General features: G+C 68.3%; 14 protein-coding genes. 9 read left to right on the forward strand and 5 right to left on the reverse strand.

All coding sequences use genetic code 11. The annotated features are described in order from the left end of the window. Window positions 1-98: 98 nt before the first annotated feature. The 9 genes from NNJEOMEG_RS07400 (at window position 99) to NNJEOMEG_RS07440 (ending at window position 10,334) form a co-directional block, all read left to right on the forward strand. Entirely contained in the window at window positions 99-1,028 is a 930-nt protein-coding gene (locus NNJEOMEG_RS07400) for a YkgJ family cysteine cluster protein (RefSeq protein WP_173082891.1), read from the forward strand. An 18-nt stretch (window positions 1,029-1,046) separates the two neighbouring features. Further along, window positions 1,047-2,570, forward strand: coding sequence for a 4-alpha-glucanotransferase (malQ, locus tag NNJEOMEG_RS07405; protein WP_173082893.1), 1,524 nt, complete (start codon window positions 1,047-1,049; stop codon window positions 2,568-2,570). Between the two features lie 6 nt (window positions 2,571-2,576). Then, window positions 2,577-4,139 carry an AlbA family DNA-binding domain-containing protein gene (locus NNJEOMEG_RS07410; RefSeq protein ID WP_173082895.1) on the forward strand — a complete coding sequence of 521 codons (1,563 nt, stop codon included), beginning with the start codon at window positions 2,577-2,579 and terminating at the stop codon, window positions 4,137-4,139. 117 nt (window positions 4,140-4,256) lie between these two features. Next, window positions 4,257-5,522 (forward strand): EAL and HDOD domain-containing protein, encoded by a 1,266-nt coding sequence (locus NNJEOMEG_RS07415; RefSeq protein ID WP_173082897.1) that lies wholly within the window; start codon window positions 4,257-4,259, stop codon window positions 5,520-5,522. Window positions 5,523-5,537: 15 nt separating this feature from the next. After that, window positions 5,538-5,888, forward strand: coding sequence for a hypothetical protein (locus tag NNJEOMEG_RS07420; RefSeq protein ID WP_173082900.1), 351 nt, complete (start codon window positions 5,538-5,540; stop codon window positions 5,886-5,888). 9 nt (window positions 5,889-5,897) lie between these two features. Further along, window positions 5,898-6,227 (forward strand): hypothetical protein, encoded by a 330-nt coding sequence (locus NNJEOMEG_RS07425; protein ID WP_173082902.1) that lies wholly within the window; start codon window positions 5,898-5,900, stop codon window positions 6,225-6,227. Window positions 6,228-6,295: 68 nt separating this feature from the next. Continuing rightward, on the forward strand, window positions 6,296-7,471 hold the full coding sequence (locus NNJEOMEG_RS07430; protein ID WP_173082904.1) for a GNAT family N-acetyltransferase: 1,176 nt from the start codon (window positions 6,296-6,298) through the stop codon (window positions 7,469-7,471). Further along, window positions 7,468-8,358, forward strand: a complete 891-nt coding sequence (locus NNJEOMEG_RS07435) for a tetratricopeptide repeat protein (protein WP_173082906.1) — start codon at window positions 7,468-7,470, stop codon at window positions 8,356-8,358. The genes NNJEOMEG_RS07430 and NNJEOMEG_RS07435 overlap by 4 nt, the downstream gene beginning before the upstream one ends. A gap of 194 nt (window positions 8,359-8,552) precedes the next feature. Next, the gene (locus NNJEOMEG_RS07440) at window positions 8,553-10,334 is read left to right on the forward strand and encodes a HAMP domain-containing methyl-accepting chemotaxis protein (RefSeq protein ID WP_173082908.1); all 1,782 of its coding nucleotides are present in this window, start codon (window positions 8,553-8,555) and stop codon (window positions 10,332-10,334) included. A gap of 177 nt (window positions 10,335-10,511) precedes the next feature. Here the strand turns inward: NNJEOMEG_RS07440 and NNJEOMEG_RS07445 are convergent, their stop codons facing one another. From NNJEOMEG_RS07445 to NNJEOMEG_RS07465, 5 genes are all read right to left on the reverse strand, one after another. Beyond that, complete coding sequence (locus tag NNJEOMEG_RS07445) at window positions 10,512-12,626, reverse strand: methyl-accepting chemotaxis protein (RefSeq protein ID WP_173082910.1); 2,115 nt, start codon at window positions 12,624-12,626, stop codon at window positions 10,512-10,514. 513 nt (window positions 12,627-13,139) lie between these two features. After that, a complete protein-coding gene (locus tag NNJEOMEG_RS07450) occupies window positions 13,140-13,514 on the reverse strand; it encodes a 4Fe-4S dicluster domain-containing protein (protein WP_173082912.1) in 375 nt (124 codons plus the stop codon). Window positions 13,515-13,529: 15 nt separating this feature from the next. Next, on the reverse strand, window positions 13,530-14,603 hold the full coding sequence (locus NNJEOMEG_RS07455) for a hydrogenase large subunit (RefSeq protein WP_173082914.1): 1,074 nt from the start codon (window positions 14,601-14,603) through the stop codon (window positions 13,530-13,532). A gap of 3 nt (window positions 14,604-14,606) precedes the next feature. After that, complete coding sequence (locus NNJEOMEG_RS07460; protein ID WP_173082916.1) at window positions 14,607-14,993, reverse strand: NADH-quinone oxidoreductase subunit C; 387 nt, start codon at window positions 14,991-14,993, stop codon at window positions 14,607-14,609. Between the two features lie 22 nt (window positions 14,994-15,015). Further along, entirely contained in the window at window positions 15,016-15,459 is a 444-nt protein-coding gene (locus NNJEOMEG_RS07465; RefSeq protein ID WP_173082982.1) for an NADH-quinone oxidoreductase subunit B family protein, read from the reverse strand. Window positions 15,460-15,467 lie beyond the last annotated feature (8 nt).

Below are 15,467 nucleotides of genomic sequence, written 5' to 3' on the forward strand. Positions count from 1 at the left end.
CCCCGCTGTTGACGCACGGGCCTTCCCCGTCCACAATGCGCGCGCCGGTCCGCATGGCCCGGCAGCGTGCTCACCCGAACCCAAAGGCGTCGCCCCGCATGGCATCCAAGCATTTCCAGTGCACCCGCTGCGGCCGCTGCTGCCGCGCCAGCATCCCCCTGGGCCTGGCGGAGGCCCTGGACCACGACGAGTCCTTCCTCCTGGCTCTGGTCTTCTCCATGGAGACCTGGAACCTGGACGACTTCGCCGCCAACCGCCCGGTCCTGCCCATCACCCACGAGGATCTCTTCACCACCCTGGCCTTCCGCAAGGACAAGCTGGCCATGGACGCCAGCCGCGATCTGGTGTTCCGCGTGGGACGCGCACCCTCGGGCACGCAACGCCTGGCCACCTTCGTCACCGTGGGGGCCGCCGCCCTGGGCGACTTCCATGCGGGCCAGGCCCGCTGCCCCTCCCTGGCCCCGGACGACACCTGCTCCATCTACGATCGCCGCCCCCTGGGCTGCCGCGTCTTCCCCCTGGACCCCCTCTTCCCGGAAATGCTCCAGCACGTGCCCCTTGCGGGCCTGGAGACGCGCCTGCCCTGCGACTTCTCCCCCCAGGCCCCCGAAATCTGGCGCGAAGGCAGCCTGACCGATCCCGAAGCGCTGGCCCTGCTCGCCAGACGCCAGGAGACCATCCGGCGCGACTCCCTCTTCCTGCCCTACTACCGCGTGGCCGCCGAGGCCTTCCGGCCCATGCCCACGCTCCCCGAGATCCTCAAGAGCCTCGGGGGCAACGGACGCCTGGACCTGCCCTTCGCGCCCGCCCTGGTCTATCTCACGGCCGCCGGGGCCATCAGCCCCGAGCGCGCCGAGCGCTGCCTGGAACGCCAGACCGCACTGGCCCGCAAGGCCGTGGAACAGGCGCTGGCCCGCAAGGACAAGGCAGAGCGCGCACGCACCGCCGTGCTGCGCAACTGCCTGTCCCTCATGGAAAGCTTCACGGGCCGCATCGCCCAGGCCGCCGACACCGCCCCCAAGGGCTGAACTCACCGGGAGAACGCCATGCACAGACGCGGCGCGGGAATCCTTCTGCATGTCACGAGCCTGCCCTCGCCCTACGGCGTCGGCGACATGGGACCGGGCACCCTGGATTTCCTCGATTTCCTCGTGGAGGCCGGACAGTCCGTCTGGCAGATCCTGCCCCTCACCCCAACCTCCAGCTTCATCGGGGATTCGCCCTATTCGTCGGACTCGGCCTTCGCGGGCAACCCCCTGCTCCTGAGCCCTGAGCTCCTCGTGAGGGACGGCTGGCTCGACCGGGACGACCTGGGCAGCATGCCCCGCCACGATCCAGCCCGGGCCGACTTCCCCCAGGCCGCGGCCTTCAAGGAACGCCTGCTCGACCTGGCCTTCGAGCGCGCCGCCGCCTCCCTGGAGCGGCGCCCGGAGTTCGCCCGCTTCCGCGCCGAACAGGCCTCCTGGCTGGACGACTACTGCCTCTTCAAGGCCCTCAAGCACGCCCTGGGAGGCCTCTCCTGGACACGCTGGCCCGCCCCCCTGCGCGACCGCGACCCCGAAGCCCTGGCCGGACGCCGCCAGGCCCTGGACCGGCGGGTGCTCAAGGAAGCCTTCGTCCAGCACCTCTTCCACGACCAATGGAGCGCCCTCAAGGCCGAGGCCGCCCGGCGCGACATCCTCGTGGTGGGCGACGCGCCCATCTACGTCACCCAGGACAGCGCCGACGTCTGGGCCAACCCGGAACTCTTCAAGCTCGGCCCGGACCGCGAACCCCTCTTCGTGGCGGGCGTGCCCCCCGACTACTTCTCCGAGACCGGCCAGCGCTGGGGCAACCCCGTCTACGACTGGGACGCCCACCTGGCCTCGGGTTTCGCCTGGTGGATCAAACGCCTCGCCCACAACTTCCGCCTCTTCGACTTCGTGCGCCTGGACCATTTCCGGGGCTTCGCGGGCTACTGGGAAATTCCCGCCGAGGAGAAGACCGCCGTCAAGGGCCGCTGGGTCGATGCCCCGGGCCAGGCCTTTTTCAAGTCCCTGCTGGCCCACTTCCCCGTGCTGCCCATCCTGGCCGAGGACCTGGGCGTGATCACCCCCGACGTGCGCGAACTGCGCGACGCCATGGGCTTCCCCGGCATGAAGGTGCTCCAGTTCGCCTTCGGCCCCGACGTGGGCGAAAACCGGGACGCTCCCCACCACCACGTGGAGAACTGCGTGGCCTACACCGGCACCCACGACAACAACACCGCCCGGGGCTGGTTCCTGCACGACGCCGGAGAGATCGGGAGGCAGTCGCTGCAGGAGTACGTCGGGCGCTCCCTGGCCCCCGCCGAGGCCCCCTGGGAGCTCCTGCGCCTGGCCTCCATGAGCGTGGCCCGCCTGTCCGTGGCCCCTCTCCAGGACGCCCTGGGCCTGGACGCCTCCGCGCGCATGAACACCCCCTCGGTGGCCAGGGGCAACTGGGCCTGGCGCGTCACCACGGAGCAGTTCTCCCCCGCGCTGGCCCAGCGGCTGGCCGGGCTGGCCGCTCTCCACGGGCGCTCGCGCCGTGCGGCCCCACGGCAGGGCTAGCCCCGCGTGTCCCCCGGCAAAGCACGCCTTCTGACCCTGGCGGCCCTGGTCCTGGTGGTCTCCGCGGGCGTCCTGGCCGCCCTGGAGTACGACAAGCTGCGCCGCGAGTTCTCCGAGCAGGTCACCCTCTCCGAGAGCCGCGCCGTGCGCGACGCCCTGGGAATGTTCCTGGCCCCGCCCCTGGCGGCGCTCCAGGCCACGGGCAAGCTCCTGGCCCAGTCGGGCGGGGGCCGCACGCCCGCCGAGGCCCTGCTCGTGACGCGCACGGCCCTTGCCGACGAACCGGGCCTGGCCTGCGCCGTCCTCACCGACGCCTCTGGCGTGCTGGCCATGGCCTGCCGCGACGGCCAGGATGCCCTGACCTTCCTGCGCCCGGCCACCGGCCTGGCAGGAGGCGTGTGGGAGCGCACGCGCCCGGGCGGCGCGGCCATCCCCGCCGCGTCGGCAGCGGACATGAAGGCCCTGGGCGATCTCCTGGCCGAGGCAGCCTCGACCCAGGCCCCCGGGCATCCCGCATGGCCCGCCTGGACCTGGGCCCACCGCCTGCCCGGGCTGCCCGGCCACGCCCTTTCGGCCTTGGTCCCGGCCGGGGCCGGCGGCGACGCGTCCCTGCTGGCCTTCAGCTTCTCGCTGGATTCTCTGCGCGCCGCTCTGGACCAGGCCCTGCCTGAAGGGGCGCGCGCCCTGCTCTTCACCTCCGGCGGGCAGGCCCTGCGCGCCTCCCTGGGCACGGGCGCGACCGGACCGGACGGCGAGGCCCTCTTCGCAGGACCGGAAGCCCTGGACGATCCCCTTCTGCAATCGGCCCTGACCGCCTGGATCGCGGCGGGTAAACCCTCCGGCGAGGCCTTCGCCTTCACGCGCGACGGCGAGGAGTGGTGGGCCGCCGTGAACGCCCTGCGCGACGACGATGTGCGCACCCTGGCGGGAATGGCCCTGCCCCGCCGGGCGCTCTTCGAGCTGCTCTTCCGAGGCAACCGCGCGCCCCTCTACGCCGGGGCGGGGCTGGCCATGGCCGTGCTCCTTCTGGCATCCCTGGCCGTGGCCGCGCGGGGCCGCAAGCGGCGCGCCCAGGCCTTTTTCGAGGCCGAGGCAGAGGTGGAAGCCCTCCTGGCAGCCGGGGAGTCCGAAACCCTTGAGTTCAAGTCCACCCTGCGCTTCAATCTCGCGGCGGGGCGCCCCGGCAAGGAGATCGAAATGGCCTCCATGAAGGCCATCACGGCCTTCATGAATTCCTCGGGAGGGGTGCTCGCCGTGGGCGTGGACGACCAGGGCGAACCCCTGGGCCTGGAACCGGACGGCTTCGAGAACGAGGACCACCTCCTGCGCCATTTCACCTCGCTCTTCGCCCAGCACGTGGGCATTGAGTTCCTGGGGCTGGCGGCTTTCGGCATGCGCTCCTGCCGGGGCAGGCGCATCCTCCTGGTGCGCTGCGCGCCTTCGCGCGAGCCCGTGATCCTTAAGGGCGGCAAGGAGGAGGAATTCTACCTGCGCGCCGGTCCCTCCAGCCGCAAGCTCTCCCTTTCAGACGTGCTGCGCCACGTGGCGAAGGGCCGCAGGGAGCTCTGATGCGCCGACCCCGGGCCCCCGCGCGCCGTCGCTTTCCCCGCCGGACGGCCCCCGGCAAATGGACAGGGCGGCCCGCCTGCGATACCTAGCGAGGAACACCCGGAGGCGCCGCGCCCAATGCCCCTTGCCGAGTCTGCCCCCACGCTCTACGTGGACACTTTTTTCGCACGCCAGCCCGTGTTCCGGGCGGACACCTCCGTGTTCGGCTACGAACTGCTCTACCGCAGCGGCAGCGAGGACGACACCGGAGACTATTCCGACGAGGACGCGGCCTCCCTGCTGGTGCTCTCCTCGGCGCTGGCCTCGCCCGCTGGGGCGGGCAAGCCCGACCGCAAGGCGATCGTGCATTTTTCGGAGCGCTCGCTCCTCACGGACCTGCACGCAGCCCTGCCGCCCGAGAGCACCGCGCTGATCATCAAGCCGCGCCGCCACGCCGGGGAGGGCTATCTCCAGACCCTGCGCAAGGCCCGCTCGCGCGGGTTCACCCTGATGCTGGACTCCCTCGAACCGGACGCCTGCGACCCCGCCCTCCTGGAGCTGGCCCGGGTGGTCTGCCTGGACCTGGCCGGACAGACGCCCCAGCGGCTGGCCGACGCCGCGCGCGCCCTCAAGACGCCCGGACGCCAACTCCTGGCCCGTGGCGTGGAAGACGACCAGGGCCTGCGCCGGGCCAAGGACCTGGGCTTCGACCTCTTCCAGGGCTTCTTCTTCGCCAGGCCCGTCATCGTGCCGGGCCGCAAGCTCCCGACGGGACGCCTGGCCCGCCTCTCCATCCACAAGACCCTGGGCAAGGGGGAGGACGCGCTGGAGGAGCTGGCCCGGGTCATCGAATCCGACGTGTCGGTGAGCTATCGCCTGCTCACGTTCATCAACTCCGCGTCCTTCTCGGCGCGCCAGAAGGTCAGCTCCATCCGCCACGCCCTGAATCTGTTGGGCTGGCGCAAGGTGCGCGGCTGGCTCCTGATGGTGGTGCTCTCCGAGCTTTTGCCCAAGGGCAAGCCCTCGGAGCTGCCCTACCTCTCCACCATCCGGGCGCGTTTCCTGGAGCGCGCCTCGTCCGGCCTGGCCCCCGGGGGAGTGACTCCGGACACGCTCTTCCTCATGGGCCTTTTTTCCCTGCTGGAGCCCATGCTGGACACCCCCATGCCGGAACTGGTGGACCAACTCCCCCTGGACGACGCCGTGAAGGACGCCCTGAGCGGCAAGCACAACGGCTTCACCCCCTGGCTTCACCTGGCGCGCTGTTTCGAGACGGGCGACTGGTCCCGACTCGACGAACTCACGACCCGGCTGTCCCTGGACCCCGTGAAAGTGGCCAGCTCCTACTGCGAGGCTTTGGTGTGGGCCAAAGCCCTGGAGGAGCAGGCCTCCGAAACCCCCTAACCCCCCGGAGGCATCATGCGAAAGTTCGTCGTACCGCTTCTCCTGGTCCTGGCCCTGGCCGGTCAGGCCCTGGCCGCGGAGAAGCGCATCGTGTTCATCAACTCGGTCAACCAGCAGATAAAGGGCATCTTCCTGGCCCCCGCTGGCTCCGGCCAGTGGGGCCCCAACCTCCTGGACAAGTGGAAGCTCAAGAACGGCCGCAAGGTGGACATCGCCGTGCCCCACGACAGGGGCAACTGCCAGTGGGACCTCAAGTACGTGGTCCGCGACAAGCTGGCCTACACCGTCAAGGACATCGACATCTGCAAGGCCGTGGAAATCGAACTGTTCCTGGACAAGGGACAGGCCTGGGCCAACATCAAATAGGAGATCACCATGCGCGCGATCCTCGTTTCGCTTCTCGCCGCGGCGTCCCTGATCCTCTTGGCCGGCTGCAAAAACCCTCCCAAGATGTCCCTGGACGAGTTCCAGGAGTTCTGCAACGACGAGTTCGGCTATGCCGAGGACTGCGACTCGGGCCCCATCTGCTCCGGCTACGCCCAGGCGGTCTCCCGCCAGTTCCAGGGCGTCAAGGACTGCGTGGCCGCATGCAACGCCCAGGACAAGGCCTATTGGATGGAAAACGTCATGACCGACTGCGCCGCCGTGGTGGGCAACGCCACCGACTGGTGCGACCAGTACTGCCGCCGCAAGTACCAGCAATAAGCGACGCCGCGTTCCGGGGTAGGTCCGTACCCGCCCGCCCCGGAACACCCCGCCTTTCCGGAGCCTTCATGACACAGCCCGCCCAGAGCCTCACGGCCTCCTTCCGGCGCTCCATGCGCGACTTCGACCCCCTCCTCTGGAACGCCCTGACGCAGGACGCCCCGCCCTTTATGCGCCACGAATGGCTGGACCTCCTGGAGCGCAGCGGGGCCGTGAGCCTCCAGAACGGCTGGATGCCCCTGCACTGCGCCGTCTCGGCGGGCGACGCCCTGGTGGCGGCCGCGCCCCTCTATCTCAAGGGGCACGGACTGGGCGAATTCGTCTACGACCAGCTCTGGGCCGGACTGGCCGCGCGCGTGAACCAGCCCTATTACCCCAAGCTGCTGGCGGCCAGCCCCTTCACCCCCGTGGCGGGCTACCGCTTCCTCTCCCTGCCCGGCATGGAGCGCAACGGCCTGATACGGGGCATGCTCGGGGCCATGGAACGCCTGGCCCGGGAGAACGGCTTCACGGGCGTGCACGCCCTCTTCCTGGACGACGCCTTCGCGGACGTCCTGGAAGCCCAGGGTCTGCCCCTCTGGGAACACCAGGGCTTCCTCTGGGAAAACGAGAACTACCGCGACTTCCAGGACTTCCTGGAACGCTTCCGGGCCGGCCAGCGCAAGAACATCCGGCGCGAGCGCCAGCGCCTGCTCGATTCCGGCGTGCGCGTGGAGATCGTGCCCGCCGGACAGGCCCCGGCCCCCTGGTTTCGCCTCATGCACCGCTATTACGACGCCACCAACGACAAATTCGGGGAGTTCGGCTGCAAATACCTGCCCCAGGCCTTCTTCGATGGTCTGGCGGACCCCGCGCTGCACGATTTCCTGGTCTTCTCGGCGGCCTTTCTCCCGGGCGACCCCGAGCCCGTCGGTCTGGCCCTGCTGGCCCACGGCGGCGGCGGGCTCTACGGCCGCTACTGGGGAGCGCGCGAGGAGGTCCCTTTCCTGCACTTCGAGCTGTGCTACTACGCCCCCATCGAATGGGCCATCGAACGCGGCCTCGCCTTCTTCGACCCCGGCATGGGCGGCGAACACAAGCCGCGCAGGGGCTTCGCCTCGCGCATCACCCGCAGCGCCCACCGCTTCCTGGACCCCGTGATGGCCGGACTCTTCGAGGTCAACATCGCCCAGGTGAACCGCCTCACTCGCGAGTACGCCGACGACCTGGCCTCCATGGCCCGGTTCAAGGAGCGCCCGAGGTGAGGCGAGCGCTGGCCCTCTGCCTGGCCCTGGCCCTGCTGGCGGTCCCTTGCGCCGCGCACGCCCAGACCCGGGACATCCTCGTGCCGCTCTTCGACTCCCAGGAGTGGCAGGCCCGGGGCGACCTGGAGGCCGCGCGCAAGGCCGCCTCCGAGGCGCTCGCCCAGGACCCCGGCAGCGGTTTCGCCCAGGTGCGCCTGGCCCAGATCGACGCGGCCTCCGGCAACCTGGCCCAGGCCCTGCAGACCCTTGATGCGCTGCTGGCGCGCGAACCCGGCAACCTGCTGGCCCGCAACTGGCAGGGCTTCGTCCTGCTGGCCATGGAACGTCCCCTGGCCGCCGGAGCGGCCTTCCGCGAAACACTGGCGAAAGACCCGGCCAACGGCTGGGGACTCCTGGGCCGGGCCAGCGCCCTGCTGGCCCAGGGCCAGGACCGCGAGGCCCAGCCCCTGCTGGCCAAGGCCCAGGAGACCGCGCTGTCCCTGGAAGACTCCCAGCTCCACGCGGCCCTGGGACAGACCTTCCTGGGCCTGGGCCTGCCTGCCAACGCGCGCATGGAACTTGAACTGGCCCTGGAGCTTTCCCCCCGTTCCGTCACGTCCCTGGAGTTGGCGGGCAAGGCCTACATGGCCCTGGGACAGGAGCATCTGGCCCTCAATGCCTGGCGACAGGCTCTGGGACTGGACCCGGCCAACGCCGCGTGCCGCGCCCTGCTGGTGCAGGCCCTCGGACGCCAGGCGGCCCGCCTGGAGGCGCGGGGCAATGCCCCTGAGGCCCGTCAGGCCTGGCTGGCCGTGCTCGGCTACGACCCTGCCAACGCCCAGGCCCGTGATCGCCTTCGCGCCAAAGCCTCGGCCGTCCTCCCTGGCGTAGCTCCATCCGCCCCTTGACCCTGTTCGGCAGTGCCTCCTCCACGTTTCACAGAATTGTTCTTGATACTCTCTTTTTTTTCTGTACAATAGATTCTCCATGAAAGATGTCGAATAGAAGCCTCACGGCTTTCACGAAGCATTCCTCGCAAACTCTACCCACCCGCGCCGCCTAGCAGTCTCCGGGGGCCAGCGCGCCAGCCCGGAGGTGTCGCATGAAATTGTCCAAGAAGCTCTCCGCCTCATTCGCTCTGATCCTGCTGCTCACGGCCGGGCTGGGAGGGTACTCCATCTACGCCATGGCGGACCTCGCCCAGGACACCCGGGACATCACCGGCAACTGGCTTCCCAGCATCCAGGCCCTGGCTGGCATCGAGGGGAACATCAACATGTTCCGCCGCATCGAGATGGGCCACGCCCTCACGGAGGACCAAGCCCAGATGCGCGCCTACGAGAAGCGCCTGGACGACACCCTGGCCAAACTCAACAAAGCCCTCGCAGACTACGAAAAGCTCATCAGCAGCCCGGAAGAGCGCGGCGTGTTCACTCGCTTCCAGGCCGACCTGAAGAACTACATGGGCCTGCACGACAAACTGATCGAGTTCTCCAAACGCAACCAGACCCGCGAGGCGCAGGCCATCATCGCTGGGGACTCCTCCAAAGTGATGGCCGTCCTCGAGGAGCACCTGCACCAGCTGGAGCTTATCAACGCCAAGGGGGCCGACGACGCGCGGAAGGAAACCGAGGCAACCTACAGCCTGGGCCGCTCCATCGTCATCACGCTCCTGGCCCTGGCCGTCCTCCTGGGCTGCGTCGTGGCCGTGGCGCTCATCCGCAACGTGCTCTCCCAGCTCGGGGAGGACCCGGGCTACCTGCAAAGCGTCTCGACCGAGGTGGCCGCAGGCAACCTGGACGTGCGCTTCAAGCCCGTGCGGGGCCAGGGAGGCGTCTACGGCGTGCTCGTAAAGATGGTGGACACCCTCAAGGCCAAGATCGCCGAGGCCGACGCCAAGAGCGCCGAAGCGGCCCGGGAGTCCCAGGCCGCCAGGGAGGCCACTGCCCTGGCCGAAGAGGCCACCCGCAAGGCCGAACGCGCCAAGGCCGAGGGCATGCTTCAGGCGGCCACCCAGCTTGAGGGCGTGGTGGAAGTTGTCACCAGCGCCTCCGAGGAGCTTTCGGCCCAGATCGAACAGTCCAGCCGGGGCTCCGAGGAACAGTCGCACCGCGTGGGCGAGACGGCCACTGCCATGGAGGAGATGAACGCCACCGTCCTGGAAGTTGCCCGCAACGCCTCCCAGGCCGCCGAAACCTCCACCCGGGCCCGCGACAGGGCCGAGTCCGGGGCCAAGGTGGTGGGACGCGTCATCACTTTCATCGGGCAAGTGAAGCAAAACGCCGACCAGTCCCGCGAGGACATGGGATCGTTGGGACGCCAGGCAGAGGGCATCGGGCAGATCCTGGGCGTGATCTCCGACATCGCGGATCAGACCAACCTGCTGGCCCTCAACGCCGCCATCGAGGCCGCCCGCGCGGGCGAGGCCGGGCGCGGATTCGCCGTGGTGGCCGACGAGGTGCGCAAGCTGGCGGAAAAGACCATGACCGCCACCAAGGACGTGGGCGACGCCATCCGCGACATCCAGCAGGGCGCAAAGAAAAACCAGGACAACACCGAGCAGGCCGTGCACGCCATCGAGGAGGCCACGGGCCTGGCGGCCCAGTCCGGCGAGGCCCTGGCCGAGATCGTCCGGCTGGTGGAGCTGGCGGCGGACCAGGTGCGCTCCATCGCCACGGCATCGGAACAGCAGTCTGCGGCCAGCGAGGAGATCAACCGCTCCATCGAGGACGTGAACCGCATCTCCACCGAGACGGCCGACGCCATGCGCCAGTCGGCCCAGGCAGTGGGCGAACTGGCCAACCAGAGCCTCGTGCTCAAGAACCTCATCGAGAACATGAAGGGCGAGGGCGGCGGCCACGGCGGGCGACGCGCCCTGGCCTGACGGGCGCACGCCCTGGCGGCGCGCGGCAGGCAACGACAACGCGACCGGGGGCGGCCGTTGCGCCAGTATACGGCTCTCGCCAACCCCGTCCGCGAGGGTTGTCATCAAGCAAAGGCCGGGAGACGAGCAACGTCTCCCGGCCTCTCTGCTTGCCGTAAAATCCGGGGTCGCGCGGCGCTAGCTGGCCCGCAGCTCCCCGATGAGTCCGCGCAACGTCCTGGACTGGGCCGCCAGACCGGACACGGCCTGGGCCGAGTGGTCCATGGCCTGGGCGGTCTCCATGGAGATGCGGTTCACGTCTTCGAGGGAACGGTTGATCTCCTCGCTGGAGGCCGATTGCTCTTCCGAGGCCGTGGCGATGGAGCTGACCTGCATCGAGGCCTCGTCCACCAGGGACACGATGGCCTCCAGGGCCTTGCCGGAAAGGTCGGCCTGCGCCGTGGCGCTCTCGATGCGCGCAACGGCGCTTTCCACGTTGCGGATGGTGTCCGCCGCGCCCTGCTGGATGCCGCCGACGGAACTTGCCACTTCCTTGGTGGCCTGCATGGTCTTCTCGGCCAGCTTGCGCACCTCGTCGGCGACCACCGCGAAGCCCCTGCCCGCCTCGCCCGCGCGGGCGGCTTCGATGGCGGCGTTGAGTGCCAGGAGGTTGGTCTGGTCGGCGATGTCGGAGATCACGGAGAGGATGCGCCCCACGTCGCGGGCGCTCCCCTCCAGCTCGCCCATGGCGCGCTTGAGTTCCAGGGACTGGTCCCTGGCCTGGGTGATCCCGACCATGGCCTCGCGCACCACCTTCGCGCCGTTCAGGGCCTCCTGGCGGGCCTTGTCCGAAGTGGCGGCGGCTGCCGAGGCGCTGCGCGCCACCTCCAGCACCGTGGCGTTCATCTGTTCCATGGCCGTGGCCGTCTCGGCCATGCGGGCGGACTGCAGCGAGGCCCCGCCGCTGGCCTGCTCCACCTCCGAGGCCAGCTGCTCCGACGACGTGGTGACGGCCAGCACCACGCCCTCCAGCTTGTCGGCGGCCATGGCCATGCCCTCGCTCTTGGCGCGTTCGGCCCTGGCAGTGGCCTCCTGCGCCTCCAGGGCCGCCTCGCGGGCGTGCTCCGCCTCGCGGGAGGCCTCCTGCATGGCCTTCTCGGCCTTGTCGATCATGGCCCGGATGGTCTCCAGCATGGACCCCAACGCGCGACGCAGGGCGGCCACCTCGTCGCCGCCCTTGGCATCAATGGACACGCCGAGGTCCCCAGAGGCCACGTGCTGGGCGAAGTCCACAGCCCCCAGGAGCGGGCCGGTGATGCTGCGGAACACCAACCACCCCAGCAGCAGGCTCACCAGGGCCACGCCCAGGGCCGCTCCCAGGTTCAGGAAGAAGGCGCCGCGGGCCTTTTCGAGAACGCCCGTGCAGCGCTCCGTCAAACTGGACGACCAGGCGTCCTCCACGGCCTTGAGCGCGTCGATGCGCACCGTGGAGGCTTTGAACCACGCCTGGGGGTCGCCCTCCAGGGCGGGCTTGGCCTGGTTGGCGAAGGCCTTGGCCCGGAAGGCATCCACCTCCTTGGCTGGCCCTTCAGTACGCGAGGCGAGGAGGCTGGTCGCCTGGTCGCCGCCCAGGGTGGCGAAGGAGCCCAGGTGGGCATCCTGCACGCCCAAGCGCGAGAGCCAGTCCTTGTAGAGTTCGGGGGTGAAGCGACCGGCGGAGAAGGCTCCGTTGAGCAGGGCGCGTTCCTGCCCGGCGGCCTCCTTGCCGCGCAGAAGCTCCACGTAGGCGGCCGCGGGGCGCGTCATGCCGCTGCCTGCGGCCAGGGTGAGTATGACCGAGCAGCCGCCCAGGACCTTGTCGATGGACTGGGTATAGGACCCGATGGCCTCGCGGGCTTCCAGGCGTTTGGCGTCCACGCTGGCGCGCTGGCCGTCCAGCCCCGAGAGCACGGGTTCCAGGGCCGCCAGGGCCTTGGCCATGGACGGTTGCTTCGCGGCCTCGGCAGAACGGGTCAGCGTATCCCGGAGTTGCGACACGGCGGCATTCGAGGCTCCGCGCTGGGCGTTGAGCTCAGGCCCGAAGCGTTCGCCCTTGCTGGCCAGGAAGCCGGATGACAGGCCCCGCTCCTTCTGGAGTTCGTGCGCCAACCCGCCCAGGCGCACCATCACGTCCACCGCCTCCATCATGACGGAGGCGCTCTTCCAGCCCTCGTATTTGTCCAGGCTGGCTATGCCAGAATAGATGAAAAAGGCGGTCAGAGGGAGAACAAGCAGAAGCCCGAGTTTGTAACGAATCTTCAGATTGGCGAACATCCCCACACCCTTCCTGTACTTTATCCCCGGGCCGAAACAACACGGCCCCCACTGCGGAGTTGGTAGACCACAATCCGCCGTCTGACAATGGGGCTTCGGCCGTAGAGGACTCTGCTGCCGAAACTGTATTTTTGCCATTATTGCCCGGATTTGGTGACCGTTTGATCAACATTTTCACTCAGTCTAGCTGTCTGATCCGGCACTTCCGACCTCCTGAACTCCCCTGCACCGCATGATCGGCCTTCCTTTGCGGGAAGGGGCATCGCGAGAGCGAGAGACGTCCGGCGTTCGGAATCCTGCGAAACGGCGAGGCATCCATCTCCGAGAGGGACTCCCAGCCAGAACCCAGACAGCTTGCATGAACTGCCAACACTCCGAATTTGCATCTAAAATTCATGGATGCCACTCGAAAGGAAGTCCAGTCCAGCGTTGCGGGACGCATCCGCTACGTCACAAAAAACGCCGGCCCGGAAATCCGGGCCGGCGCGCCGTGCGTTCAGGCTTCGGAAGGCCTTATTCGGCCTTGGCCTTGGCTTTCTTCTCCTTGGGCTCCTTGGGCTTGCCCTTGTAGATGAGCAGGTCCTTGGCGCCCGCGGGGGGCTTGGTGGCCGGGGCCATGGTCATGCACTGGGTGGGGCAGGCCTCCACGCAGTTGGAGCAGTACACGCAGGCGAAGGTGTCGCAGGTCCAGACGCGGCCCTTGATGTCCACCTCGATGCACTGGCTGGGGCACTTCTTGGCGCAGGTGCCGCAGAAGATGCACTCGTCCACGTTGATGTCCAGCGTGCCCCTGAAGCTCGGGAAGGTCTCCCGCTTGGTGAAGGGGTAGAGCCGGGTGGAGCTTTTCCCCAGCAGGTTCTGAAGGACGTTCTTGGTCATCTCCAACATGATGCGGCTCCTCTCTTAGCGCTCCGTGCAAGAGATGCACGGGTCGATGGACAGCACGATGACGGGCACGTCCGACAGTTCGCAACCGGGCAGCATGGCCAGCAGCGGCGGGATGTTGGCGAAGGTTGGAGTGCGGATGCGCACGCGCTCCAGGTTCTTCGTACCGTTGCCCTTGATGTAGTAGTAGAGTTCGCCGCGGGGCTGCTCCACGCGGTGCCACACCTCGCCCTCGGGCTTGCCCTTCACCTTGCAGGCCAGCTCGCCCTCGGGGAGTTTGGCCAGGGCCTGGCGCACCAGGTCGCAGGCGGCGTAGACTTCGCGGAAGCGCACCTTGGAGCGGGCGTAGGAGTCGCCGTCGTATTCCACCACGGGCTCGAAATCGAGCTGTCCGTAGGCGGCGTAGCCGGTCTGGCGGGCGTCCTGGGCCCAGCCGGAGGCGCGCAGGCAGGGGCCGACCGCGCCCAGCTGGTGGGCCTGCTCCTTGGTGAGCACGCCCTTGCCGCAGCAGCGGCGCTTCACGGTGTAGTCGTCGAGCAGGGTCTTTTCCAGGGCCCGGACTTCCTTCTCGATGAGGTCGATCTCAGAGAGGATCCAGGTCTTCTGGTCGTTGGTGATGTCGCGGCGCACGCCGCCCACGATGTTGGTGGAGATCACCACGCGGTTGCCGGCGGTGGCTTCCATGATGTCCATGGAGCGCTCGCGGATGCGCCACAGCTGCATGAAGAGCGACTCGAAGCCGAAGCCGTCGGCGAAGAGGCCCAGCCAGAGCAGGTGGGAGTGGATGCGGTGCACCTCGCCCCACATCACGCGCAGGAAGTGGGCGCGCTGGGGCACTTCGAGGTTCATGAGCTTTTCGACGGCCTCGCAGTAGTTGAGCGAGTGGATGCACGAGCAGATGCCGCACACGCGCTCAACGATGTTGACCATCTGGTTGTAGTCGCGGATTTCGGTGAGCTTTTCCAGGCCGCGGTGCACGTAGCCCAGGTTGGGCAGGGCCTCGACGACGGTTTCCTCTTCCACCACCAGCTTCAGGTGGATGGGCTCGGGCAGCACCGGGTGCTGAGGACCGAACGGCAGGATGGTGCGCATGGTCTAGGCCTCCTCTTTGCCCTTTTCTTTCTTGACATAGGTGAAGGTGCAGAAGGGGCTCTTCACCACCTCGGGCTCCAGGTAGAGGGTGCATCCGAAGTCGATGAGGATGTTCTGGAAGTTCACCCCGAACTGGTCCTTGATCTCGTTTTCGTAGAGCAGGGCGGGGAAGTACACGCCCGAGATCGAGGGCACGGGCTCCAGCCTGGGCACGGTGAGGCGCAGGTGGGAGAGTTCGAGGTCCTTGTCGAAGTGGTAGAGCAGGTCGAAGGCGTCGTCCTTCTTGAGCTCCACCACGGACACGCCCACGAGGCGCAGGCCCTCGTCGAAGCGCTTCTGGCATTCGGGGATCAGGGTGTCCACCGAGACGGCCTGTTCATTGGCAAACATGTGAGATACCTCGCTTCGGTGGTTAACCGGCGGCTTCCAGCAGCGCCTTGACCTTTTCCAGGGCAAGCACCACGCCGTCGATGATGGCCTCGGGCTTGGGCGGGCAGCCCCGGACGTACACGTCCACGGGGATGACTTTGTCCACGCCGCCCACCACGTTGTAGGCCTCGCGGAACACGCCGCCGGAGAGCCCGCACGCGCCCATGGCGATGACGGCCTTGGGCGAGGGCATCTGGTCGTAGATGTTTTTGAGCACGTGCTTGTTGCGGTGGTTCACCGTGCCGGTGACCAGCAGCACGTCGGCGTGCTTGGGATCGCCGATGTTGATGATGCCGAAGCGCTCCACGTCGTAGATGGGCGTGAGGCAGGCCAGCACCTCGATGTCGCAGCCGTTGCAGGACCCGCAGTCGAAGTGCACGATCCAGGGGGACTTGAGCCTTCCCTTGTTGATCCAGTCTTTGAGCATGCCCATGA

This window comes from Fundidesulfovibrio magnetotacticus (assembly GCF_013019105.1).
GTDB classification, from domain to species: Bacteria; Desulfobacterota; Desulfovibrionia; order Desulfovibrionales; family Desulfovibrionaceae; genus Fundidesulfovibrio; species Fundidesulfovibrio magnetotacticus.

Excerpts from the sequence above, each read along its gene's own strand:
- NNJEOMEG_RS07440 (WP_173082908.1), top strand. The coding sequence starts at position 8,553 with ATGAAATTGTCCAAGAAGCTCTCCGCCTCATTCGCTCTGATCCTGCTG.
- NNJEOMEG_RS07460 (WP_173082916.1), bottom strand. The coding sequence starts at position 14,993 with ATGTTTGCCAATGAACAGGCCGTCTCGGTGGACACCCTGATCCCCGAA.
- NNJEOMEG_RS07450 (WP_173082912.1), bottom strand. The coding sequence starts at position 13,514 with ATGTTGGAGATGACCAAGAACGTCCTTCAGAACCTGCTGGGGAAAAGC.
- NNJEOMEG_RS07445 (WP_173082910.1), bottom strand. The coding sequence starts at position 12,626 with ATGTTCGCCAATCTGAAGATTCGTTACAAACTCGGGCTTCTGCTTGTT.
- NNJEOMEG_RS07455 (WP_173082914.1), bottom strand. The coding sequence starts at position 14,603 with ATGCGCACCATCCTGCCGTTCGGTCCTCAGCACCCGGTGCTGCCCGAG.
- NNJEOMEG_RS07415 (WP_173082897.1), top strand. The coding sequence starts at position 4,257 with ATGCCCCTTGCCGAGTCTGCCCCCACGCTCTACGTGGACACTTTTTTC.
- NNJEOMEG_RS07425 (WP_173082902.1), top strand. The coding sequence starts at position 5,898 with ATGCGCGCGATCCTCGTTTCGCTTCTCGCCGCGGCGTCCCTGATCCTC.
- NNJEOMEG_RS07400 (WP_173082891.1), top strand. The coding sequence starts at position 99 with ATGGCATCCAAGCATTTCCAGTGCACCCGCTGCGGCCGCTGCTGCCGC.
- NNJEOMEG_RS07420 (WP_173082900.1), top strand. The coding sequence starts at position 5,538 with ATGCGAAAGTTCGTCGTACCGCTTCTCCTGGTCCTGGCCCTGGCCGGT.
- malQ (WP_173082893.1), top strand. The coding sequence starts at position 1,047 with ATGCACAGACGCGGCGCGGGAATCCTTCTGCATGTCACGAGCCTGCCC.
- NNJEOMEG_RS07465 (WP_173082982.1), bottom strand. The coding sequence starts at position 15,459 with ATGCTCAAAGACTGGATCAACAAGGGAAGGCTCAAGTCCCCCTGGATC.
- NNJEOMEG_RS07430 (WP_173082904.1), top strand. The coding sequence starts at position 6,296 with ATGACACAGCCCGCCCAGAGCCTCACGGCCTCCTTCCGGCGCTCCATG.